Genomic DNA, 554 nt, shown 5'->3' on the forward strand with positions numbered 1-554 from the left:
GAAGTCGGTGGGGTAACCTTTTTGGAGCCAGCCGCCTAAGGTGGGACAGATGATTGGGGTGAAGTCGTAACAAGGTAGCCGTATCGGAAGGTGCGGCTGGATCACCTCCTTTCTATGGAGAATTGATAAGCGCTGCTTATCAATATAAGTTTCCGTGTTTCGTTTTCGTTTAGTTTTGAGAGTTCAATTCAGTATTGACTCTTAAATGAGGATATGATATAAATAAATCCTGCAATTTGTATGGGCCTATAGCTCAGCTGGTTAGAGCGCACGCCTGATAAGCGTGAGGTCGATGGTTCGAGTCCATTTAGGCCCACCATACATTTTGGGGCCTTAGCTCAGCTGGGAGAGCGCCTGCCTTGCACGCAGGAGGTCAGCGGTTCGATCCCGCTAGGCTCCACCAAAAAGCTATTTTAAATAGCAAATGGTATGTTCTTTGAAAACTAGATAACAGTGTAGCTCATATTTTTTAATTTTTAGTTTGGTTAAGTTAGAAAGGGCGCACGGTGGATGCCTTGACACTAGGAGTCGATGAAGGACGGGACTAACGCCGA

At 46.0% G+C, this 554-nt stretch carries 2 tRNA genes and 1 rRNA gene; all 3 read left to right on the forward strand.

The features are described from left to right. Positions 1–112: ribosomal RNA gene (locus GBN91_RS28630) — 16S ribosomal RNA — on the forward strand; the annotation flags it as partial. A gap of 130 nt (positions 113–242) precedes the next feature. Further along, positions 243–319, forward strand: a tRNA-Ile gene (locus tag GBN91_RS28635). 8 nt (positions 320–327) lie between these two features. Continuing rightward, a tRNA-Ala gene (locus tag GBN91_RS28640) sits at positions 328–403 on the forward strand. Positions 404–554 lie beyond the last annotated feature (151 nt).

Origin of the sequence: Bacillus sp. B1-WWTP-T-0.5-Post-4, assembly GCF_009183795.1 — a bacterium.
GTDB lineage: Bacteria > Bacillota > Bacilli > Bacillales > Bacillaceae_G > Bacillus_A > Bacillus_A cereus.